General features: G+C 41.3%; 25 protein-coding genes. 2 read left to right on the forward strand and 23 right to left on the reverse strand.

Going from position 1 to position 23,135, the window contains the following annotated elements:
- Positions 1-31: 31 nt before the first annotated feature.
- The 15 genes from G586_RS0110350 to G586_RS0110425 form a co-directional block, all read right to left on the reverse strand.
- Positions 32-2,389: an EAL domain-containing protein gene (locus tag G586_RS0110350; RefSeq protein WP_026527711.1), complete on the reverse strand. Its 2,358-nt coding sequence runs from the start codon at positions 2,387-2,389 to the stop codon at positions 32-34.
- A gap of 151 nt (positions 2,390-2,540) precedes the next feature.
- Positions 2,541-3,707, reverse strand: a complete 1,167-nt coding sequence (locus G586_RS0110355) for a hypothetical protein (RefSeq protein ID WP_026527712.1) — start codon at positions 3,705-3,707, stop codon at positions 2,541-2,543.
- A 44-nt stretch (positions 3,708-3,751) separates the two neighbouring features.
- Positions 3,752-4,948, reverse strand: a complete 1,197-nt coding sequence (locus tag G586_RS0110360; protein ID WP_026527713.1) for a hypothetical protein — start codon at positions 4,946-4,948, stop codon at positions 3,752-3,754.
- A gap of 28 nt (positions 4,949-4,976) precedes the next feature.
- Positions 4,977-5,843: a CPBP family intramembrane glutamic endopeptidase gene (locus tag G586_RS0110365; protein WP_026527714.1), complete on the reverse strand. Its 867-nt coding sequence runs from the start codon at positions 5,841-5,843 to the stop codon at positions 4,977-4,979.
- Between the two features lie 90 nt (positions 5,844-5,933).
- Complete coding sequence (gene ilvD / locus G586_RS0110370) at positions 5,934-7,685, reverse strand: dihydroxy-acid dehydratase (protein ID WP_026527715.1); 1,752 nt, start codon at positions 7,683-7,685, stop codon at positions 5,934-5,936.
- A 220-nt stretch (positions 7,686-7,905) separates the two neighbouring features.
- The gene (locus tag G586_RS22565) at positions 7,906-8,367 is read right to left on the reverse strand and encodes a GNAT family N-acetyltransferase (RefSeq protein ID WP_026527716.1); all 462 of its coding nucleotides are present in this window, start codon (positions 8,365-8,367) and stop codon (positions 7,906-7,908) included.
- 202 nt (positions 8,368-8,569) lie between these two features.
- A complete protein-coding gene (locus G586_RS0110380; RefSeq protein ID WP_026527717.1) occupies positions 8,570-9,529 on the reverse strand; it encodes a GNAT family N-acetyltransferase in 960 nt (319 codons plus the stop codon).
- 130 nt (positions 9,530-9,659) lie between these two features.
- Positions 9,660-9,872 (reverse strand): NAD(P)H-dependent oxidoreductase, encoded by a 213-nt coding sequence (locus tag G586_RS0110385; RefSeq protein ID WP_026527718.1) that lies wholly within the window; start codon positions 9,870-9,872, stop codon positions 9,660-9,662.
- Positions 9,873-9,888: 16 nt separating this feature from the next.
- Positions 9,889-10,488: a DUF1349 domain-containing protein gene (locus G586_RS0110390; protein WP_026527719.1), complete on the reverse strand. Its 600-nt coding sequence runs from the start codon at positions 10,486-10,488 to the stop codon at positions 9,889-9,891.
- 112 nt (positions 10,489-10,600) lie between these two features.
- On the reverse strand, positions 10,601-11,155 hold the full coding sequence (locus G586_RS0110400; RefSeq protein ID WP_026527720.1) for a hypothetical protein: 555 nt from the start codon (positions 11,153-11,155) through the stop codon (positions 10,601-10,603).
- A gap of 94 nt (positions 11,156-11,249) precedes the next feature.
- Positions 11,250-11,930: an alpha/beta fold hydrolase gene (locus G586_RS0110405; RefSeq protein WP_026527721.1), complete on the reverse strand. Its 681-nt coding sequence runs from the start codon at positions 11,928-11,930 to the stop codon at positions 11,250-11,252.
- 41 nt (positions 11,931-11,971) lie between these two features.
- Positions 11,972-12,202, reverse strand: coding sequence for a hypothetical protein (locus tag G586_RS0110410; protein ID WP_026527722.1), 231 nt, complete (start codon positions 12,200-12,202; stop codon positions 11,972-11,974).
- A gap of 6 nt (positions 12,203-12,208) precedes the next feature.
- Positions 12,209-12,724: a GNAT family N-acetyltransferase gene (locus tag G586_RS0110415; protein ID WP_026527723.1), complete on the reverse strand. Its 516-nt coding sequence runs from the start codon at positions 12,722-12,724 to the stop codon at positions 12,209-12,211.
- A gap of 214 nt (positions 12,725-12,938) precedes the next feature.
- Entirely contained in the window at positions 12,939-13,223 is a 285-nt protein-coding gene (locus G586_RS0110420; protein WP_026527724.1) for a hypothetical protein, read from the reverse strand.
- 20 nt (positions 13,224-13,243) lie between these two features.
- Complete coding sequence (locus G586_RS0110425; protein ID WP_026527725.1) at positions 13,244-13,861, reverse strand: leucine-rich repeat domain-containing protein; 618 nt, start codon at positions 13,859-13,861, stop codon at positions 13,244-13,246.
- 564 nt (positions 13,862-14,425) lie between these two features.
- Here G586_RS0110425 and G586_RS0110430 point away from each other — a divergent pair.
- Both G586_RS0110430 and G586_RS26790 read left to right on the forward strand, forming a co-directional pair.
- Complete coding sequence (locus G586_RS0110430; protein ID WP_026527726.1) at positions 14,426-15,301, forward strand: ParB N-terminal domain-containing protein; 876 nt, start codon at positions 14,426-14,428, stop codon at positions 15,299-15,301.
- Between the two features lie 191 nt (positions 15,302-15,492).
- The gene (locus G586_RS26790) at positions 15,493-15,648 is read left to right on the forward strand and encodes a hypothetical protein (protein ID WP_207640723.1); all 156 of its coding nucleotides are present in this window, start codon (positions 15,493-15,495) and stop codon (positions 15,646-15,648) included.
- A 277-nt stretch (positions 15,649-15,925) separates the two neighbouring features.
- On the opposite strand, the gene G586_RS0110435 is transcribed toward G586_RS26790, so the two are convergent.
- From G586_RS0110435 to G586_RS22575, 8 genes are all read right to left on the reverse strand, one after another.
- The gene (locus tag G586_RS0110435; protein ID WP_026527727.1) at positions 15,926-17,053 is read right to left on the reverse strand and encodes an SGNH/GDSL hydrolase family protein; all 1,128 of its coding nucleotides are present in this window, start codon (positions 17,051-17,053) and stop codon (positions 15,926-15,928) included.
- 115 nt (positions 17,054-17,168) lie between these two features.
- Positions 17,169-18,617 (reverse strand): PP2C family protein-serine/threonine phosphatase, encoded by a 1,449-nt coding sequence (locus tag G586_RS24920; RefSeq protein WP_051204715.1) that lies wholly within the window; start codon positions 18,615-18,617, stop codon positions 17,169-17,171.
- Between the two features lie 141 nt (positions 18,618-18,758).
- Positions 18,759-19,295, reverse strand: coding sequence for a PadR family transcriptional regulator (locus G586_RS0110445; protein WP_026527728.1), 537 nt, complete (start codon positions 19,293-19,295; stop codon positions 18,759-18,761).
- Positions 19,296-19,297: 2 nt separating this feature from the next.
- A complete protein-coding gene (locus tag G586_RS0110450) occupies positions 19,298-20,026 on the reverse strand; it encodes a 4Fe-4S binding protein (RefSeq protein WP_035773017.1) in 729 nt (242 codons plus the stop codon).
- Between the two features lie 181 nt (positions 20,027-20,207).
- Positions 20,208-20,954 carry an AAC(3) family N-acetyltransferase gene (locus G586_RS0110460; RefSeq protein WP_026527730.1) on the reverse strand — a complete coding sequence of 249 codons (747 nt, stop codon included), beginning with the start codon at positions 20,952-20,954 and terminating at the stop codon, positions 20,208-20,210.
- Between the two features lie 5 nt (positions 20,955-20,959).
- Positions 20,960-21,382, reverse strand: a complete 423-nt coding sequence (locus G586_RS0110465) for a YjdF family protein (protein ID WP_442852456.1) — start codon at positions 21,380-21,382, stop codon at positions 20,960-20,962.
- Positions 21,383-21,591: 209 nt separating this feature from the next.
- Positions 21,592-22,323, reverse strand: coding sequence for a hypothetical protein (locus tag G586_RS0110470; RefSeq protein WP_026527732.1), 732 nt, complete (start codon positions 22,321-22,323; stop codon positions 21,592-21,594).
- Complete coding sequence (locus tag G586_RS22575; protein WP_051204716.1) at positions 22,307-23,104, reverse strand: ATP-binding cassette domain-containing protein; 798 nt, start codon at positions 23,102-23,104, stop codon at positions 22,307-22,309. The genes G586_RS0110470 and G586_RS22575 overlap by 17 nt, the downstream gene beginning before the upstream one ends.
- Positions 23,105-23,135 lie beyond the last annotated feature (31 nt).

Here is a 23,135-nt window from a genome sequence, read left to right on the forward strand (position 1 = left end):
TTTTTCCCCTCTATTTTAGAACTAACTTGAACTAATTCAGCAGATTCTCAAACGCTGCCTCCGGCATGGGCTTGTAGAAATAGAAGCCCTGAATATAGTCAATGTCGGCATTTTGCAAGAATTTTAGCTGCTTTTCATTTTCAACGCCCTCAGCTGTCACCTTGGCCCCCAGAGCATGTGCAAGCTTGATCGTCGAGATAATGATTGATTCTGACTTTTTATTGATTCCAATTTTCTTGATATAACCTATATCCAGCTTGATTATGTCAAAATCAAAGGTTTCCAGCATTGACAGTGAACTCATGCCGCTGCCGTAATCATCAAGAAGAATCTGGATGCCGTGTTTTTTCATCTTATACAGATAATCAAGGGCTTTGGACTCTAAGTCAGTGTAGGCAGATTCCGTGATTTCAAATCTGATCATCGCAGGATCGATCTTTTTCCCCTTAATTGAATCAAAAATGCTCTCGATAAACGCGTAGTCATAGAAATCCACACGAGAAAGGTTTATCGCACATGGCACGATCTTTTTACCCTCAACGACGCGTCTCTCTATAAAATCAGTTCCGCGATCAAGCATAAATTTATCAAGAAGGAACGTCTTTCCCTCAGACTCAATTATAGGAATAAAGTCAGCAGGCGAAACCATTCCAAGGTCTCTGTGACGCCATCTTATGAGCATCTCGGCACTTACGATCTCACCGGTCTTGGCATTGACGATAGGCTGATAATAAGGCGCAAACTCATCATCTGCAAGAGCTCTCTCATAGTCAGATAAAAGATAGCGCTGCTTGACATACTTCTCCTTCATGGAATCATCATAATATCCAAAGAGAATGTTTCTGTTATTGTCCTTGATGTTCTTTTCAGCAAGCTTAGCGCCTGCCAGCATCTGTGAAATATCGATGCTGGGATTTGTTATCGGGTATATTCCGCAGTGAATCTCATAACTGTATTTTATTGACTCGGTCTTGAAAACCTGACGGCTCATGGATTTTATATTTTTATCCGTAAGGTTTTCATCAGCAGTTATCAGGACAAAATGGTCATTCTCGAGTCTCCCCATGATCACGGGACGGAGGTGTTTCCTTAAGGCATCTCTTGTCTGGAAAATTACAAGGTCACCTCTCGGATTGCCAAACAGCTCATTTACGGCTTTTAACCCCTTAACATTGGCATAGACAAGGGAATAATGCTCATCCGGAGATAGCTCGGAAAGGAAAACTCTTGCTCTGTCCAAAAAGCCTGTCCTTGCGTATTCGTCTGTCATCCAGTCGTGATCCAGAATCGCTGTGATATCTATGACAATGATCATCAGCCAGTCCGGATATCCCGGAACTTCCTTGACTCTGATATTTTTCGCACGGCGGCCATCCTTCGTATCTACATGAATGGTTCTGACAAAATCTCCTCTGTCAGCCATTTCTTTCTCTATGAACGGCAGCTGCATCTCTTCCGTAAAAATATCGCGCTCTTTTTCTACGATTCTTTTTGCAATTTTTGTGCGAATATCTTTAAAATTGAGGCGGCTACGCTCGAAAAGGTCATTCAGGCTGTCCCGCAAAAAATATACTTCGCAGCGCTCATCATGCTTTTCCACGGTAAAGACCATGTCATAGCCTTCAGAGATAAGTGTCCTGATAACAGGCTGCTCAATGTAGCTCATGTACGGAACAATATTACCCTGTTTGAGAGGACTTATCACGCCGTCTTCAATCAGCTCACCTTCACCCTTAAAGGTAGTCATTCCATTTTTAACCTTGAAATAGCTACCGTCGGAAATGAGATAAAACCTGCATTCGAAGCTATCTGGTATAACAATATCATCAATAAATCTAAGACCGTCCAGAGTCAACTGACGCATATAATCTCTGTGTGGAATTATCTGGATATTTGTAAGATCAAGACCGTCAGTGAACTTGACATAGTTTGGATCCGTGGCTTCGCCGGGAAGCTCAGGCATGTGATAAACGTAAAAAGCCGCATTAACTGAGCCGGCACTTAGGCCGATAACAATACCATTATAGCCTGAGAGTGCTCTCTTCAGATTAACGCGCTTCATAAAAGCAAGCTGCGTGGGTGCATGTCCACCTGCAAGATAGATTACATCGGACCATTCGACCAGTTCAGATGTAAATTTTTTTCCATCCAGTATCTTAACGTCTTTTACCTCAAGGCCAGCGAACTCAAAGGCGTCCAAAACCTGTTTCAGCTGATGCTCATTATCTTTTGTCGCATCCGGATCGCATGGCACATAAAGAAGATTGGCTGATTCAGGCCATTCACCGGCAAGATCCTCAAAAAAGCCAAAACATTCGATAGGCTCTGCTTTTTCATAAGCATCAGGCTCCTGATATGGTATGAAACTGCTGGTTAAGAAAAGAACCATAAGCTATCTTCCTCTGGAGTGTTGCGTTCAAAATCGTCAGTCAGTTACGGAATTGCCCAATATAAAAAGTAAAACTCTTTTTATTATAACATAAAAAGGAAGCCAGTATCACTGACTTCCTTATATATTTCAATATTGTAACCTATAGAATTCAGGCATTTTCCACCAATAGGTTTATATCTGTTGCCCACCAGTAGTAATTACCGGTTCTTTTATCCTGATATATAACAATAATTTCAGTCACAGATACGTTACCACTCTCTGTAAGAGTATGCTTCGAGTTGTCATATTTCCTTATGTAATCATTCCCGCCTTTCAAGGTGGTTTTAGTCAGCTTGATCTTTTGTCCATTTCTTATCCTTTCATAACGAACAGTGGACTCCTTTTTTTCCTCGAAGCCATCGATCACATCATTGCAATCTCCATCACCATTAAGGTCAAGAGGTGCTGTTGCGCTGTACATATCCCAGCCCTGATAGTCCTTTTCATTTAAGGGCTTTTCCACTTTATCAAGATCGTAACGCGCGACATAAATGCTCTTTAATTGAAAGTCTTTAGCAAGCTTTACTCTGAACTTTCCGGACTTCTTCCTTGTGAATTGTCCGCCGGTTTTTGTCTTGTTATTGTAGATATACTTCTTATTGTTTGCGTTTTTAGAGTAATCGAGTATAAGTGATTTTCCTCCGAAAGACGCTGCAAGTACTGCGTTTGCGTTATCCTTAACATTTATCTTTATAGTCTTTGTGCAGATTTTATTCCCTGCGGAATCATTTACCTGATATTCAAGAACAGCCTTGCCAAGCTTTTTTCCAAATACTCTGATCTTATAATCTGCATAGTCGGTATACATCTCGGTTTGCGCATCCACATACACTTTCTCACCGGTCAGCCTCTCACGATAAAAAGTTCTTCCGTCCGCCTCTCTTCCGTAAGGGATATATTTATTCTTTTGAGTTATTGCCTCGGAAATCTTTGCGGATATGACATTCTTACCTTTTTTTACCTTAACATTGCTGATGGAAGCCTGGCCGTAGGGAAGAGAAATACTTATTTCCTTGTATTTCTGAATTTCAACCGTTTCCTTCCTCAGAGCTTCTTTACTCAAGATTCTATAGGTGTCGTCACCTTCTGTTCTTCCGTCAGCGTAGACAGTATAGGTCTTTCCGTTAGCCTTGTTTGTGTATTTAACATTGCCCTGGTCATCTGCATCTTTTGTTATTGCCGGTGAGTTATAAAAATCGTATGCCGCATTTACAGGCAGCGGAAGCATTAAAAGAGACAGCGTTGCACACACGGTCATTATCGTTATTCTTTTCATCAATTGTTACTCCTTTTTAGGTCAATACTTAATAGTCAGTCACGTTATTTCTTTGAAATTCTTCTATGCAGGACATAATTGGAAACCCTGAACATTCCATCTCTTTTGTCTCTGTACACGATAATAAAAGTTGTAGTAGCTAAATTGGAGCTGCTAGTTTCGCGGTATTCGTAATTGGCTGCGGCTCCGTGTCTGTCACAGGTGCCGTAGACATTCGTATACGAATCAGGCACATTACTCAGCTTAACAACCTGACCGTTTCTGACTTTTTCGTAGGTATAGCCCTCTTCCGATTCCTGAATTCCATATATTATGTCGTTGCAGTCACCATCTCCGTTTAAATCCGCACCTTTTTTTACCGGGGTCATTTGTGTGCCCGTGACGTCATTTACCTGTAAATCCGTCTGTTCATATCCGGCTGACCTTTTCACAAAAATGGCATGAACCTGGTAATACTTATTGGGCTTTACCTTAAATCGTCCCTTCTTGAAGTTGACGTATTTTTGTTCGTTTTTCCCTTTACCTGAGCCGATATAATTACTCATGTTGTTGATGTCAAGGTTCAACTCTTTTCCGGCAAATGTGACACTGGTGAAAACTCTGGCATCATTGGTAACATCTATGTCTATGGTTTTTTTACCGATTACATTTCCGTTAAAATTCTCTACAGGAAATTCAATTCTTGATTTTCCTTTCTTTTTGCCATAAAGCCTGATCTTATAAACAGCTCTGTCAGTACGTATATCAGCATTCTTATCATTTACGTATATTCTTTCACCTGTGAGATAGTCTCTGTAATAGTATCTGCCATTTTCATCTTTTATGATGGATTCTTTATGATTTCTGACAATATTTTCAAAACGTATCTTCCCGGAAAGATTCTTCTTGCCCTTTGTGATTTTGAAAGCACCAAGCTTCTGATTAAATGGCATCGCTATTTTGATATCCTGATTACTTCCAACCTGGACCATATATCTGCTTAGTACCTTTGCGCCACAAATATTGAAGTCGGGATCACCTTCTGTTCTTCCGTCAGGATACACTTTGTATGTTTTACCGGTTACCCTGTTAGTGTAGGACACTGATCCATCACTGGATTTATCCTCAATTACTGAGGCCCTTGTATACGAGTTATATTCGTCGCTGTAATAAATGTAAGCCTCCGCCTTTATCGGGACACACATAGATAAAACCAGCGCTGCCGCGATAACTGTTCTTATAATTCCTCTTATTTTTTTCATATCATTCCCTCCAAAATAGTTTAATGTATCAGATCTTTTCAAGCGCGTTCCTGTACAGGCCTGTTCTTGTGACTATCAGGTAAAAAAGCACATCCAGCACAATTGTAACGGGATTAACAAGTGTCTTATAAACATCACTGAAGGGATAGATCATCGCTCCGGTCAGGATGATGTTTTCAAACATATGCAGGAAAAATATAGAGAATACTCTTCTGTTTGAAATAACATAGATGGCGCTGTAAACAAGGGCATTTGTCATACAGCTAAGCACAAAGCAGATTACGAGCAAGAAATTTGTATGTGCCCATTCATACTGAATCTGCGCGGGATAGAAAAACAGAGGCAGATGCCATATGCCCCAGATAAAGCCGATTATCAGAGTATTTCTAAAGATATTTTCCTTAGTGATTATCATATCCGACAGAAATCCTCTCCAACCTACTTCCTCGGATAACGGTCCTGAAATCAGACCCCAAAACAGAAAATAAAAGAACATCAGAGGATTATCAATGATCATCTTTAATCCCATGAAGCCCAGAGCACTTCCGCCGAACATCTTGGAAACAGACTGCACGACAAAAGCTTCAAAGCAAATAAAAGCCAGACTGATAAGTATGGCCAGCACCGCTTTTTTTGTAGGAACAAAGCATCTTTTCAGAAAATCTCCTACGTTCTCCTTTTTATACAAAACCAAAACAAAAATTGTGCCGATCAGCGAAGGCAGCATTCCACCTATTGCAAAAAAGACGGAAGCCGGATCGAATGATGATACAGATGTTTCCGAAACATCCATTTTCAGGATCATAGGCATAAATTGAAAAGCCCATGTCAGTATCAATGTTAAGGAAACAAAGACAGTAGCTACTTTTCTTTGATCAATATTCTCTTTTTTCATACCAACAATATATCCCCTTAAATATATTCGTTCCCCCAAGACATATTATCAGTAATGGTTTGAAAAATGCAATCTCGAATTTAGGAATTTTTAGTCTTCGTCGTACTTAAGATATGCTCCTTCCATAGGACTTGCAGCCAGTTCACTAAAGAGCCTGAGCACACCGCTTTTGTATTTGCGGGGCTTGGGCTTCCAGGCTGCTCTTCTTTTTGCCAGCTCTTCTTCTATCTCTTCAGGAGTCTTTCGTTCTCCGCAAATCCCGACAATATTCAGTTTTCGCTCGAAAACATCAAGCTCTATAAGGTCGCCTTCTTCTACCAGTGCAATCGGACCACCTGCCTGAGCTTCAGGACTGCAGTGTCCAATAACCGGACCAGTGGATGCACCGGAAAAACGCCCATCGGTTATGAGCGCAATACTTTTTCCCAGCTCAGCATCAGAGCTTATAGCTTCTGAAGTGTAGAACATTTCAGGCATTCCGCTCCCCTTGGGACCCTCATACCTGATGAAAACCGCATCATTCTTCTGAACCTTGTGATGAAGGACTGCATCAAGGCACTCCTCTTCACTGTCAAATGGGCGAGCCCTGAGAACTGCCCTGAACATTTCCGGAGGGCAGGCTGTATGCTTTATTACTGCACCTTCAGGCGCAAGATTTCCCTTTAAAACCGCAACGCTTCCGTTAGTGCCGATTGCCTTATCGAAGGGCCTTATCACATCTTCTTTTGAAATCTGAATTCTGTATTTTTCTGCGGCTCCGGTAAGCCACTTATCGCAGCGCTCGTAAAAGCCGCCTTTCTTTAGCTCATCAAGATTTTCTCCGAGAGTTTTTCCTGTCACAGTCATGACATCAAGGTGTAATGTATCCCTGATTTCCTCCATGATTGCGGGCACTCCGCCTGCATAGTAGAAGAACTCAGCCGGCCATTTTCCTGCAGGACGGAGATTTAGAATATAGTGTGCACCACGATGCAGTCTGTCAAAGGTATCGCCATCGATGGAAAGCCCATATTCATGCGCAATTGCAGGCAGATGCAAGAGCGTGTTGGTACTTCCCGAAATCGCCGCATGAACCATGATCGCATTCTCCAAGGAATCCATGGTTACGATATCGGAGGGCTTTAGGCCTTCCTTTGCCATTTCTACAATACGCTGTCCGGATTTATAAGCGTATTCCTTGAGATCAGGACTTGTTGCAGGCAAAAGTGCGCTGCCCGGAAGGCTTAGTCCCATAGCCTCAGCCATTATCTGCATTGTGGAAGCAGTCCCTATAAAGCTGCAGGCACCGCAGGTCGGGCAGGCGTTTTCCTTGGCCCAGTTCAGCTTTTCCTCAGTAATCTCTCCGCGCTCATACTTCGCGCTGTACATTCCAAGCTGCTCCAGCGTAAGAAGCTCAGGACCGGCGCTCATGGTCCCGCCCGGCACAACGATTCCCGGAATGTTCACTCTCGCCATTCCCATGAGATTCCCCGGCATTCCTTTGTCGCAGCTCGCCACATAGACTCCGCCATCGAAGGGCGTAGCATTAGCGTGAATCTCTATCATGTTGGCAATCATCTCTCGACTTGCCAAAGAATAATTTATTCCGTCTGTTCCCTGGCTCTCACCGTCGCACATGTCCGTGCAGGCGTATCTTGCGCCAAAGCCCCCGGCATCATATATGCCTCGCCTTACCTCTTCCACCAGCATAGGAAGATGCCCACTTCCCGGATGACTGTCACCGGCAGTGCTTTCTATTATGATCTGAGGTTTTCCCAGATCCTCCTTCTTCCATCCACAGCCTATACGCAACGGATCAAGCTCCGGTGCAAGTTTTCTCATCTTCTGACTTGTCAGTTCCATGTTCCCCATACCTGCCTAATTTCTGCACACTAATTCGATAGAATACAAGATATTTTCTACAATTGTAACATACTTGGGGAGTCAGGCTTATTTAAATGATTGTGGGGGTGGGGAAATTTGAGAATTCTTTTGAGGGATTTTTCTTATATGCTTCTGGAATATCTCTTTATGGAAATCTAAAGGGCTTTTTTTCTTGTATACTTCTGGAATATCTCTTCATTCAATCTTGTCCCTTAAAAACAATATATCTGGGGCCTTCTTCGCCCATCGTTCCGGTAGCCTTAAATCCACACTTTGTAAGGACTTTCTGAGAAGCGATATTGTCCGGATCAGCTTCTGCTTCAACAGCCATGACACCGTCATGACTAAATGCCCACTTAAGTGCAAGTTTAGTAGCCTCAGTAGCATATCCTCTTCCTTGGAATTCATCATTTATTCCATATCCTATTTCCGGATTTTTGCCATCTTCCAATCCCTTGAAGCATAAGTCCCCAATCTGAATGCCGTCTTCATTTTCAATTATCCACATGGCATACCAATCCCATTGCTCAGAATGCTCAAGGCATCCCTCCAGCATTTCGGTATATGCCTTTTTTAGTTCTGCATCATTCGTTGAAGCAATGGTATCTTCCATTTGCTGTCTGTTAGCAGGATAAATTTTAATTCGTTCTGTAGTTATCACTTCTACCTCTCACCTTGAAGAATCGAATAATACATTCTTCCCTCAAACTTATCTTCACTCATCTTAAAGTAATCTCTCAAAGTACCCTCGTAGGTAAGTCCACATTTTTCTATCACATTTCTGGATTTGTGATTTAATGTCCGACAGCATATCTGGACTTTATGAAGACTTTTCTCCTATGCCCACACCGGATCCTATGAAACTATATCAGAGACATTCTCTGAATAATTCGCTCATCTATCCTGCGCACAACACCGTTTGTATAGGCATGAAAAAAACTAAGCCAGAACCCACTGCCTGACGGATTGATGCTTTCAAAATCCACGCCAAGTCTGGTATAACCTTCAGTTTTCAGGGTATTGATGACATAATTCAAAAGGTTTTTGTATACACCCATGCCCCTGTGTTCCGGCATGCAATATGCCCCAGTGATATGACGATAAAGGTCCCCTGATGCAATGAAGGTTTCACCCTCATCTGACACTTCCATATAAGCACATAATTCTCCGCATATCTTCGCTGCAAAGAAACGTACCTTATCTCTTTCAGAAGAATCCAGAAATTCTTCCAGTGTAGCCGGTTTTCGGTTCATAAAATAGGGGCTGGTACAGTAATGTTCATTAAGTCCCAACTGCAAAGGATAAACGTCTGCATAATCTTCCTTTTGCAATTCCAAAAACTCGTATCCACTGCATACACTGCAATCGATTGTTTCCATCGGACGAATGGCATCTTCGCACCTTAAGCCAAATCCATACCGAAAAAGCTGCTGTTTTGCTTCCTCATCATGGTCATATAAACAAATTGCATGTGACATAGCTCCGGCTTTTACCCACTTTTTTGCAGCTGCCTCATACATTGCCGCATAAATCTTGCCGCGATTTTCCATAACAGCACCATTCGCACCCATTGGTGAAAAAGCTCCTTTCACATCAGTGGAACGAAAAGCGTTCTCAAATGGTTCCACACTGCAAAGAAATCCGACCATTTTTCCGCCTTCAAATGCTGCAACACCGAAGCCATTTCCGGATAATTGTTCCAGTACCGGAATACTCGATATTTCCGGAAGCTCCTGTGTAAATGCTCTCTCATAATTATATACTCCAAGGGCAATTTCCGATGCTTCCTCTACATGTTTCGGTTCAAAGTCTCTAATTATCATTTTTCCCTTTCTGAAAATACCGATTTGTTGTTTTAATCCAGAGATATTAATTCATCTCAAAATTCGTCGTGACTTCTAATATATTTTCACAGTATTTAATGCGTGGATAATGTAGCCCTCGCTATCATCCTCATCTGCCCGCGTCAGCAGCTGATAGCTTATTCCTGACGGAATTCCGTTTGCCCTCAATAGTGCAGCCAGTGTATCGCTCAAGCTTAAAGAGATCATATCTTACTACTTCCGCTCCGGCTTCCTCACATCCCTTTGCTGCTTCTTTTAAAAGTGTATCAGTATTGAACCCTGCCCGTGGTCCTGCATTTACAACAACTATTTTTTTAGCCATAAGTCCTACCTCCTCGTTAATCCGGCTGCTGTCCGTCATGCGCCTTCCAGGCACATTCCGTTACCTGCATATCACTAAATACAGCCGTAAATGATGAGTCTTCCGGTGAACATGCATATATACCAAACTGGATCTCACCATCACCTTTTGGCATGTGGCAGATCCTCATCTGTTTCCATTTTTCTCCGTCATCTGAGCATTCTATGCAGTAATCATCTTCCCTTCTGCTGAAGCGATACCACATGGACTTAACATCAGCGGGGATTTCTGTCGTAGCCCAGTCTGAATAGCCATTATTTGTAACTACGCTACCAAGGTGCTGGAACCTTTCATTTTCACATTCTACAGATCCCTTTATCCAGTTATCGCTGTCCAGATACATGACTATTCCGCACTGATCAAATCTGTGATGGCTTTCTTTAAAACTGGTCTTCACAATGAAACTGAAGTACTTTTCATCAGTCTTCATCTGATATACAGGTGCATTATCATTCTGAAAATGATAATAAGTTCTCTGCCAGAGGTCTGTATGCGGAAGTGTGGTAACGGATATCGTGCCATCTTTAATCTCAAAACTCTTTGGCTGCCTTGTCCATTTAAAATCATTCAGATCCATAAGTTACTCCTTTGCTGTAATCCCAACCATGTTCTCCGTGATAAAGAAGAATGTACCGATAATATCACCATTATCATTTATGCAGACATAACTGTTTTCATCCTTAATATCATTATGTATCAAATATTCCGGCGGCCAACTGCTCTTCCACGTATCTCAAAAACTCCGGAGTTTTCGACCAATACTTCACACCCCAATTTTCAAAATTCCACGCTTCCATATAATCATTACACTCATAATCTATATAGAATATTTCCCCATCTTCTACTACGAAATTTGTAGGGAAATAATCAATATTAGTCTTTGCTTGATAGAGCAGTTTACACATTTCTTTAATTTGCTCTAGATAATCTGCTTTCATCTTGTCTTCGTAAACAAGGTCATATATCGTATTTCCATGAATATACTCTTTTAAAATGCGCTCATTTTCCAGATCCACATCTAGCATCAATGGCATTTTAATCCCAATAGTACTAAGCCGTTTATAATCATCTATCTCAGACTGAATCTTATTACCAAACTGATAATATGAGCATGGCTCGTGATGTATCTGTTTTAAGACATACTCTTTACCGTCTCTGGTAACTAAGTAGGAATAGCCGCCTTTTCCTTTCCCCAGCAATTGCACTATTTCATATTCTTTTCCGTTAACGCTTAATATTTCCAAAACGATTCCTCCACTGGAAAATTATTCATAAAGCCTCCCCTCAGTTACATAATTAGCATAAACTTCCTATAGAATAGCCCTGCAAACTGAGAACTTACCTGCATAAAAAATCCAGAACTGCCCGATTAAATTCCTCAGGATTCTTGTTTGCAATAAAATGATCACCATTAAGAAAAACAAGTTCTGAATTCGGGATAGCCGAAGCAATCAGCCTTGTGTGATCTTCCTTTATCAGATCTTTTGTACCGGCAATAACCAGAGTTTTCGCTTCTATTTTGGAAAGCTCTGCCGGTTCCACGTTTGGATCGTTTACCATAAGACCCAACATTTCCGCATTTAATCTTGCAGAATCGCTTTTGTTGGCAAAAAGCTTTGCGAACCTATACCCTATTTCAATTGGAAGCTGTACGGATCGTTTTACTCCGGACGGATTCAGATTTGCTCCGTTCAGAATCAGCCGATTTACTTTGTCAGGATGCTGAATAGCAAAGACCATAGCAATATTCCCACCGTCTGAAAAGCCGAGCAAATGCGCCCTCTCAATCTGTTGTTCATCCATGAAACATAACAGATCGTCTGCGAACTGCCTTATGGTAAATGGCTTCTCGCCTCTCGGTGTTTTCCCGTGTCCTCGGGTATCGATCGCATAAACATGATACTGCTTTGAAAACACATCAATCTGCCCCTGAAAATAGTTGCTATTTTCCCCGTTTCCATGAAGCAGAATAAGTGGTTCTCCCTTACCCTTTTCTATAAAATATTGTGTGATATCCATCATATTCCTTTCCACTTCGAATAATCCAGCATTTCACTCCTTTACCAATATCTTTTATCCGCAATTTCTTCCCTGCCATAATCTAACCTTAACAAAGCCTTACCATTTGGTAATGGCACAGAATCTTTAAAAATTCTACCATATCCAAGCCTTGTCATGGTTTCTGAAAGAGCCTTTTCCTCCATCTGGCAATGAACTGATTCAAGACTCATATGCTTTTCATAATCATCAAGACTTATTAACTCCCAGGGATTATGATCTGACACAACCATTCCAACCTACCTCATTTCTGCTCTGTGAATTACTGAAACGTGTGTAATCTTATTTGCTTCGTCGGGATATTCTTTTTCAAAATGCATTCCAATAGCTTCTGCCGTTTTGTAGGATGGCTCGTTAGTATACTTGCAGTACGAATAAAAAGACGGATAATCGGTGTTCTCGAAAGCCCACTTAAGTGCTGCGCTTGCTGCCTCCTTGGCATATCCCTTACGCTGACAATCTTTTCTGATATGATAGCCAATCTCAGGAAGCATCTCGCCATCGATATTCTGCAGCGTCAGCCCGCAGTCTCCGATCATTTCTCCGGTTTCCTTAAGACACACTGCCCATAAGCCAAATCCGTTGTCTTTATAACGCTGCATATTGCGCTCGATCCAGCCCTTAACCCTCTCTTCATCAAAATCATACGGATAATGCTGCATTATCTCCTTATCGCCCAGAACAGCATTCAATGCATCATAATCATCCATATTCATTTCTCGTAAAAATAATCTTTCTGTTTCAATCTTACTCATATAAACATTCTCCCAATCACAATTCTTATTTTCAAGCCCTCAAAAACCTATTCATCTTTCTGATAATGAATAAGCGTTTGTATGCCCTGATAACGCCGTCTAGGGACCATAGCGTCTATTATCCAAATATAAAAATATCACAAAATAAAAACAGGCCTTCTCCTACACGGATTTAGGCCTGCTTTTCACTGAATTTTGATTAAGCTATTGGATTTTAATCTTTTATTGTGATTACATCCGAGAGTAGATAATGAAACAGCGGATAAGAGGTGTTCTCATTTTCAATGTAGCCCTGCCTGAGATCATAGGTGTCAGAAGGATTATCAGGATCTATGCCCATATAGTTGCCCTTGAAAACGAAATCTACATCTCCATGCTTGAACTGATCAATGACTTTATTCATTGCTACCTGCGTGCCCGGGGCTGCTACCTGAAGATTTAAGTCAACAATCTCAATCCAATCCTTATCAAAGCCTGCTGACACATCATTTCCAACCACGTGACCTGGGACATTTGTTTCTAATTTCCATCTGCATCTATTTTTTGAAGTTTTGCATCAGAAATAATTACATTAAACAAATTTGAGCAATATCCAAAAACACCCCCACCTAACGAACTGGCATCAGGTATCGTAACATTATCAAGCTTTTCACACTGTGTAAACGCTCTTTTTCCAATACTTAGAGTCGTTGTAGGTAACGATAATGTGGTTAAATTTCCACAAAATGAAAAAGCTCCCTCACCTATCGAAGTAACTGTATTAGGTATACTAACAGTAACAAGACTACTACAATTTGAAAAAGCATTATCACCTATACTTACTACAGTGTTTGGGATTACCACTTCAGTCAAATTATTAAATCTGCTAAATAACCCTGAACCAATTGACTCTACACCAGGTTCAATCTCTATGCGTGAAATAGTATACGTATCATTCCAATATTCAAGTGAAAGTCCTTCCTCATTAGGAGTTTCAGCTCTGCTCATTTTAAGAAGGCCATCATCATACAAAGTATATGTATAGTCCTTCGATGTACGCGTTCCAATTACTTCTGCTGCGGACACATCCATCTTGGTTATCCAAAGCATCATCATGATAAGAATAAGTTTAAGCGAATAGATTACCTTTTTCATCATACACTACCTCACTAAAACCTTTCATATGACAGTATCTATACATATTTTACCATCCATGCTGTTCATAATATCTTAAATAACGATAAACACCATCTTGGACACTTACTAAACCATATGACTCCTTTATTATTTGAATATTCAAAGCTTTTGAGGGACACTTGACATAATATTTCTCCGTTAAACTCCGATTATCTTTTCAAAAATAATGGCATACAATTAATTTCAATATTGCCTAAAGGCTAGTTTTATGATAACCAAATCCAATAATTATAAGAATTTCATACAAAAACCTAGTATTTATGCGCGTTTGGTCATTTCATGACTTTCTTCAAATGAGATTCCCTATTATTTTTTTCGCAGATCATCGGTTCACGAGACAAATAAACTCCATAAACACCTAAATTATGATAAAAGATAAATATAGATAATAGCCTCTCAAAGCGCATGGTTGAGAGACTTTTGTTATATTTTGCACTATCATTGGTCCTTTTATGTAAATTTGATTTTGGAGATTTCAATATTATAAAATTTAAGAGAAAATAAATTTTGGGGGAGGTATTAATTATGTATCGTTATTCAGAAGATAAAGATATGTATTATTATGCAGGAGATTTAGAGGAATATTTGCTCGAAAAGGGTATTCCAGCGGACCACATTATGAAAATGAAAGCAAAAATCATGGAACCTAACAGAGATGAATATCAGATTTTTCCTCATTACAAATCTCCTAAAAGTAACTGCGAATTACTAGTGCCTATGGATAAGATTATCGGCACAAGCAGGTCCACCATAGGAAAGAGTGTGTTTGATAATGTCATGCAGATGAAAGCAGGCCAAAGAGAACCTACCCGCTTTACTAATGACTTAGGCTTCTTAGAAAAAATGCCCTTAGCGGAACTAAAAAAATCATATGCGTCTGTTGATAATCTTTGGGACCCAATTGTAGCCGTGCATTATGTCGACGATGATGCGTATTATATACAAGAAGGCAATCACCGCACTTTAACAGCTATGCTCATCGGTGCTCCAGAAATAAGGGCAAAAGTAAAACAAGTTCACTGTGATGAAGCCAAAAAAGAAAAGTATTTTTATGAAAAAGCGTTTCTTGAAAAATATGGCATAGTATCAATCCATAATAGGAGTATACATTATACTATTACCTTTAATGATGGGATGCGTGCTTATAATATTTTAGGGTTTCCGGCTATTGAGAAGAACGAATCCATGTTTCAATACATTGAACGCCTTTCAGCTATTATTGATGATGATAGAATGGTGGCAATGAAAGCCTCCAAGCTGCCTAAATGTCTAAGAAAGCCCTTTGTTGAAATGATGGGGAGAAACTATCCCAGAATCAAACAATATATTGAAAAAACTTATGCAGATGAACCTCGTATACTTACATATCCAAATGAAGAAATAAGATTACTCGATTTATGATGCATTATTAGTCAGTCCAGGGAACGGTTTATACTGTTCCCTAAAACTATCAGAATACTAGTAAACACCGCTTACCGCAAATAAGTACGACTTTAAAAAACAAACTCCCTTTTTACAAAAATGATTCTACCCGAAATTCTAATTTGTTGGGATGTATAAGGGGTCTGCCTGTTTCAGTAGTTTTGTTATTTATGGCAGGTACTTTTAGAACTATTTCTCTGCCTGTTTTTGCAGTTTGGTTGTTTATAGCAGACACATTTTGGATGATTCATCTGCCTGTTTCTGCAGTTTGCTTAATTTTAGCAGACACTTTTAGAACTATTTCTCTGCCTATTTCTGCGATTTGAGTGTTTGCGGCAGACATATAAGGCATTTTATGTCTGCCTATTTTACCAGTTTGCTCATTATAGCAGACATCTTTGTTCAAAAAACAAAAGGCACCGCAGATGTCATATGAAAACTCAATATACTTTGAATTTAACGCGCTGCTCTTCTTTCAAATAACCAGCTGACAAACTTCGATTGTTTTCACAGACACACAAATGTAAAAAGGGATAAAACAAAATAATACTACCTAAAATCATGATAATTTTAGGTAGTAAAAATAATCAGTGCAATTCATCCTCATTGAAGCGCTCCGACTATGTAGCTCCAGATTGCTGTTGTAGGCTTGGGATTATAGTGAATGCCATCACCTGAGATCTCAATATTGCTGCTGACATATGAGTATGTGTCGATCACCTTGACGCCGTGGGAGGCGGCCCAGGAAGTTATGCTCTGGTTAAAAGCGATCATCTTCTCGTTTGGATAATTGAACACATCAAAATCACCACTTAAGGATTCATCGGCTGTGGGACCTACCGTGCAGATAACCACGGTCTTGCCCTGATTTAAGAGGCTCTCGTACACCTGAGAGTACAAAGCTGCATCGTTGTTATCGTTACAGCCAAGCCATGAGACAATCGTATCAAACTGATCAGAATAATTGCCGATGATGTCCTGCATGTATGCGCAGTGGCAGCCATCCTTTGCAAATACACGGATTCCACCGGCATCATAATCGTAGATTTCCTCAGCATCTCCGGAGAACATATCAACTGTGCGAGAATCACCTATGAAAAAAATCCTGCCATAGCCTGCGCCCGACTGCGCACTTTCATCCTGCTGTGCGGCGGAATCTGCGCCTGCATGCTGTTGATCATTAGCTTGATTCTGTGCCCCAGCCTGATCCTGACCGCTTGCTGGGTTTTGATTATCAGCCTGACCCTGCGCGTTCGCCTGATTCTCAGCTTGATTCTGCGCTCCTGTCTGATCCTGATTTGCGGCGCCACCCTGTTCTGCAGCGTCTGCCTGACCTTGTACACCCTCAGTATCGGAAGAATTCTCATTCCCCTCTGCCGATTTCGCTTCATCATCAGAACCCTTCAAACCATCGGATCCGCCAGTTAATTCACTTGTATTCTCTTCTGTCCCTTTATCCTTGGCATCGGAAGCATTCTCTTTATCCTTCGCATCGGAAGAATTCTCTTTAGCCTTCGCATCAGAAGAATTCTCTTTAGCCTCTGCATCAGAAGTGTTCTCTTTATCCTTCGTATCGGAAGAATTCTCCTCCGCATCTTTTGATGTGCTGTCTACTGTACTCTCTACGGCACTATCTACAGAACTTGCTCCATTGCTCTGATTTTCTGCAGTTTTCCCGCATCCAATGATCAGCACACTTGCCGCTAGCAAAAACAATAATCTTTTTTTCATACTCTAACGCTCCCCATATCAACGATTTTCTCTAGATTTCCTACCGATTGACTTTCTCAAAATCCCCCATAAACCTGCCTTCTCAGCAAAACAATTGAATACTTCCTATCTTGAATCAAATACCATTATATCTTAAACAAAGCATCGTAATATCGTCAAACTGCTCTGCACCTGCCACAAATTCATTTATTCCATCCATCACACCCGCCAGAACCTGCTCGGGAAGCGCATCAGGGTTCCTGTTAAGTGCCTCTAACATTCTGTCGGTACCAAACAATTCATCATTTGCATTGGTAGCTTCTGCAACACCATCTGTATAAACAAACAAGCTGTCGCCCGGCTTTAACACAAATTCATGCTCCTTAAAGGGAATACCCTCCATGCAGGCTACCGCAGGAGAATGCCTGTAGGTAATAAGCTCATATTGTCCGCCTGCTCTTCTGATCACAGGATGCTCGTGTCCTGCGTTTGCGGCTACGCCCTTACCTGTGCTGATCTCAAGTACTGCAACCCAAACAGTAACAAAAAGTCCGGTATCATTGTTTTCACAGAGCTGATTATTCACATTTTCCAAAGCTTCTCCGGGGCTTTCTCCGTTTTGGAGCCTTGATTTTATCAGCACTCGTGAGATCATCATGAAAAGCGCTGCGGGGACACCTTTTCCCGAAACATCCGCCATAACAAGGCCGATATGATTGTCATCAACCAGGAAAAAGTCGTAAAAATCTCCGCCTACTTCTTTGGCCGGAGTCATGGATGCAAACAGATCAAACTCAGGCCTGTTTGGAAATGCCGGGAACAAACGCGGCAACTGGCTCGCCTGAATGGCAGTTGCCATGTTGAGCTCCGCACCGATCCTTGCTGAGGTTTTTTCCTGATCCTCATACTTGTTTATCAGATCCCGCATGATTACTCTGGACATGAAAACTGCAGCCACAACCGTAGCCAGAATGATAAACTGGATTTTTCCCGAAATTGTCTGAATGACCATAGCTACTATCGGAGCAATGATATAAATCCAAAAAGCCGGCCTGATATTAGGATTAAAGTTATTCCTGTAGCGTATAAGCAGATAAATGTCCATTGCAAGCATCACGAAAATCGACAGATTTGACAGAAGATATCCACCTGACCTGTGATAAACGTTATTGCTATCGAAGGTATAGCACAGACCTGTAAATTGCGAAATGGTCATTATCAAAATGTGAGTAATGAGCACTACAAGCAGAACCAAATTCAGAGTCCTTGCGTTCTCACTTTTTGATACGTAAAGAGTAAGCAGCGAAAACAACCATGCCATAACTCCCGAAAAAATAAACTCAAGAAATGTCACGGTCCGTATCGCAATACCGGCGGCCTCCAGAGGATTGCCCTCAAGAAGCAATCTTAACAGATGATTCCCTATATATAGGAACAGCGTTGTGAAAAACAGCTGAAAATACACGGTCACCTGTTTCTTTAGCCTGGCTCCAAAACTGACCTGCAGAAAATTCATTCCGCATATGCCAATTCCGATGGAGATTATTATGATATTGATTATTTCTGCAAATGATACCATAAACATAATCGTACCCCCTGGGCTGATAATTCGCTAAAACCAACCTGCCTTGTAGAACAAGCTATATAATCAATATAACATGCATATATAAATACTTTATTAAATCCTTTAAATAAAAAAATGAACCCTGAGGGACGGGTTGGTGGATCATTTCAGCATTTTTTTAGCCTTACTGCACCACTTGATGTAAGCATTATATGTATCAATTCCAAAAGTAACCGTGAGATAGAAAAAGATGTGATCCTCCTCATCCAGAACTTTTTCAAGGTTATCCTTATATACACTGAGAATCGCCAGATTTTGTCTGCATTGATCCTCGAAAAGCTGAATATTTTTTATGGTTATCTTCCTATCCGCCACGCCTCCAAAATACAGCTTAAGAAGCGTCTCATATTTCAATTCATTGGAGGACTGCTCCTCCTCTATCCAGCTTTTTAGAAGGCTCATCCCATCATCTGTAATATGATAGGTTATCTTCTCTCTGCCCGTCGTCTTATCTGCTTTACCTTTTATTACAAGCCCCTGCTTCTCCATATCGCTAAGCGCAGGATAGATATTGCCAAAGCTTCCCTTCCAGAAAAAGCCGATAGCCCCGTCCAGTCGCTTTTTTATGTCATATCCTGTGAGATCTTCATGCGAAAGAAGTCCCAAAATCACCAGGTTAATTTTCCTGTCTTTTCCCATATTCATCTCCAAACAAATCTGTACTTCAAAACATCCTTAGCGCATTCATCAACGCACGCTCCGCACAATGTGCACTCCGTGCATTTTGAGTTAACGCCTTCTGCCACCATCTTTTTAACATCAAGTCCCATAGGGCAAGCCTTGCTGCATCTTCCGCAGTTTATGCATTTGTCTTTATCCGCCTCAATATGAAGCTGCGGTATGTGTAAAAATCTGCCCACGCTGCTTCCTATTACCATGAACGGAGCCATCCAGCAAATATAGTGACAGGCTGCCCGTTTTCCATGTATCAGCGCCGGAAGCACAAGTAACAGAATTACACCGTAGTAGATTATATAGCTGTAAATCTGAGAAACGGATATCCCATGATCTGTCATATAGAAGGGATTTATAGTTACATCATTTTTTCCCAAAATAAAAGTCGTAATAACCGCTATAATCCACACTGTCCATATCACATATTTTATCAGATTAAACTTCCCCTGTTTCACAGGTTTATCCTTTATCATGGCTGCGCATTCCTGCAGCCCGCCGGCAGGACACAAATACCCGCACCATGCTCTCCCCAAAACCATGGACAGAATCAGCATCAATACAAACACGATAAAACTGCCATTAATTATATGCTCCGCAGCAGCCTGAATTATCAGATATGGCGAAAAATACCATATGGTGATCGGAAATAGAAGGAATGAAAAAAGTAACAGTGTTTTCCTTATTTTTTGCCTCATAATTATGCCTCCATAAACATAAGAATCATACATTAACAATATATCTATTTGATATATTAAGTCAACGCAAAAAAACAGACCATCATCACACTGATAATGATCTGTTTTACACTTAAATGAATCCCATAAACGGGGTCATAGGGCCCAAAAAAAGGAATACTACCCTCGTCTCCCATGACCATTAATGCGTCAATCCCCACAGCCCATAGGGATCATGCTTTAATTCATTTTCATACAGAGAAACTACTAACCATATATCAAAAAACATTGCCTTGCAATTCCCGATATAAGCTTCTTTTATCAGGTTCTTATTATAGGCCATCTCCTGTATCTTGTACCATGCCTTAACCGGAGGATGTCCGGCCTCCATCATCCATTCATCCGGCGGATAGACTTTATTGATTTCCTCTGATGGAGCATAAATCTCATTTATATCGTCCGGGGTTACACCTTCCACATAGTGCATCGCCGTAAACTTGTATATATCGACTCCCAGCAAAAGAGCCTTCCCGCCATTATGAATCGGATAATCCAAGCCGCCGGTCAGGGCGTCCTTTCCATGCTTGCCCCAGCCGGATGTGCTGATTGTGTCGGTTCCCGTGTAAGTGTCAGGAAGCTTTCTAAAAGTATCAGCCACAACGCCCATGGCCGTTTTTTCAGCATCAGATGGTAAAATCTTGATTTTCACGGTAATTCCAAGCTTCTTGTCCTCCTCCGTGAGATCCATCTCTTTACTCAGTCTGAGTGCAGGCATGAAGATGCTGCCCTCTTCAGTAACCAGTTCCTTCAATGTATCTATGACGGTTTCCGCTCCACCCTCAAGTTCTCCAAAACTGCTAAGGGAAGAATGCACTTCCAAAGTCATTCCTTTTTCAATTCCGAGCTTCTGTAATTCCGACTTCAATTCCTGTTTAGTTACCCTAGCCATATCCCTCAATGTCCTTTATGCCTTTCCTTCTTTTTCTGTTGCTTTAATTCAAAAAGCCTTAACTCCTCTGCTTCTTTCTGCTCCCGGCTTTTGACCTTGCGTTCAAGCTTGTTCTGCTCCTGCTGAAGCTTTAACGCCTGCTGGGACTTTGTTCCGATACCTTTTTCCTGAACCGTTTTCTTAGCATCACGCTGTAATCTCTTCGGATTCTTCTTGATATCCCTGACCACAGTATCTACAGCAGGACTGAATTTCAATCGATAATAGTTCCTGATTATATATTCCTGAACTTCATAATCCTTGGGTTCTGCGCCAAAAACCACTTTTGCCACAGACAATTTTCCATTGTCGATACGTTCAAAAACTCCCACCCAAAACGGATCATCGAAGTACACTGTTAGTTTATCACTTATTCGTTCAATATCCATTTTTCCACTCACAAAAGTACAATGCCGTTATCGTATCCAAATACTAAATCTACATTCATACCATAACACGCAAAAAAAAAACAGACCTCATCTTACACGGATAAAGGTCTGTTTTTCACTTCATTATTTTTATTATTTTGTAGCAAAAATGTAAGCTACACCATTCGGAGCCTTCATGGGATGCTCCGGATTACTATTGTTACATTCCATCAATACCTGAACCTTCTCTTCTCAAGAACCCAGACCTTCAGGCACACCACAACCACAGCATACACTGCCATGTGCAGAAAAATCAGCACCATCCCCCGTAGCTCGAATATATCTGAGCTTCCAACCAATTTAAACCCGTCAAGAAAAGGTGGAAGCACAAAATTCAAAATCGCCAAGGGCATTAAGTAGGTGGTCAGCCCTTCTTTACATATCGCAAGCACTGAAACCATGATTGCGCCCAGTATCCCGTCTTTTCTTCTCTGTAAAAATCGCGGGTGAAAGAAATCCCCAGTCGCCATGCCGCATAGCCCGCTAAAGAAAATATACAGGCCGCCCAATATAACATCTGCTATTCCCATGGGTCTGATGAACATGGAGCCTCTAAGCAAAAACAGCACCGCCGGAAATACCGTCAATATAAGCGCATAGCCAAAACACTGCGTGATCAGCAGCATTTCCCTGGAAACGTAGTAATTAAGAGGCCTCTCGCAGTGCATCATCAGCGTTTCTTCGAACACGTCATTCTCTTTCCCATTCAAAGTCATGGAAATGAACACGCATACTAAATACAGAAAAGCCGCTGACAGCAGGAAACTACTGGTAACACCGATAGGCGCCATGGAATACATGATTCCTATAAAAAGTGCCGTGGCAACTACCGGTACGATCAGCACCTGACCTTTTTTCAAGAGTTTTCGTCGTAGTTTGTATAGTTCAAGCGTGTTTTTCAATTCCTACAATCTCCCATCCATCTTCATATAGTCCAAGCACAGTCGCCTTAAGCGCCGTCTCCTCTGCCGTAAGCTCGTAGTTACCACCTTTACTTCTCATATCAGGTCGCACCGTCAGCGCCGGATTTTTCTTCACATAAATTGAGTAGACTGCTTCTCCCGAGACGTCTGTCTCCAACAGCTTGCCCTGTTCAATCGTGTAAACCCTGTCTGAGAGCGCATCTATCAGCTTCTCCTCATGACAGGACATAAAAATCGTGATCCCCTGGTCTCGCAGCTCGTTCATCTTATCTAAGAAAACTTTTTGGGATTCTGCATCCTGCCCGGAAAGTGGCTCATCAAGCAGGATGACCTGATGCGGCGCCATGAGCGCCTGAATTACGCCAACTTTTTGAAGACTCCCCTTGGAAAGCTTATCCATTCTCGTATGAATCATGGACTCCAAAAAGAAATCCTTAATCAGCCAGTCCGTCACGGCATGGTCCACACCCTCCATCCGTGCCACACCGCGAAGATAGTCGATCATCTCAATCTCCATGCCCACGAATTTCTCCGGAACATATGAAAACCGCAGCTTTTCATGATACTGCAGATCACCGCCGCTTATCGGAATAATGCCTGAGATGAGCTTAAGCATCGTGCTCTTCCCGCATCCATTATGCCCGTAAAACGCGATGGATTCCCCCTTGTAAAAGGTGTGCGAAATACCGTCAATTACGGTTTTGCCGCCGTATTTTTTTGTGACGTTTTCAAGTGTAATCAGCTTTGCGTTTGTTTTCATTAGCTTTCCCCATTATGATCAGCATAACACA

Origin of the sequence: Butyrivibrio sp. VCD2006 (assembly GCF_000423925.1) — a bacterium.
Classification (GTDB): Bacteria; Bacillota; Clostridia; order Lachnospirales; family Lachnospiraceae; genus Butyrivibrio.